Annotated in this window: 1 protein-coding gene; it reads right to left on the reverse strand. The window is 31.6% G+C overall.

Going from position 1 to position 573, the window contains the following annotated elements; translation table 11 throughout:
* The coding region (locus BUE91_RS06780; RefSeq protein WP_073508375.1) for a bifunctional 2-keto-4-hydroxyglutarate aldolase/2-keto-3-deoxy-6-phosphogluconate aldolase at window positions 1–573 on the reverse strand (573 nt) is incomplete at both ends.

The raw sequence follows: 573 nt of genomic DNA on the forward strand, positions 1-573 counted from the left end.
AAATTTTTCACTTTCTTCTCTTACACTATCATAACCCTTTGTTGATATATATTTAGTTAAAGCACTTCCTATTCCTAATGCATAAGCTCCTGCATTTAACCACTCATCCATATTATCTATACTTACTCCTCCTGATGGCATCATCTCTGCTTGAGGTAATGGTCCTTTACTATTTTTTATAAAGCTTGGTTTAAGTAAATCTCCTGGGAATAATTTAACTAAATCTACTCCACTTTCTAATGCTTTTAATATCTCTGTTATTGTTGAACAACCTGGCATATATATTACCTTATATCTATTACATAACTTTGATATCTCTACATCTAAATGTGGTGATACTATAAATCTTGCTCCCTTCATTATTGCTATTCTTGCTGTAATAGCATCTAATACTGTTCCTGCTCCTATTATTACTCCTTCTATATTCTCCTTTGTTAATCTCTCTATAGTGTTTTCTATAAATGGTGTTGTAAATGTTAACTCTATTATCCTTATTCCACCCTCTATTACCTTCTTTGAGATTAAGTACGCTTCTTCTTCATCTCTTCCTCTTATTACTGCTACTAGTTTTTC

The organism is Streptobacillus notomytis (genome assembly GCF_001902585.1).
Classification (GTDB): Bacteria; Fusobacteriota; Fusobacteriia; order Fusobacteriales; family Leptotrichiaceae; genus Streptobacillus; species Streptobacillus notomytis.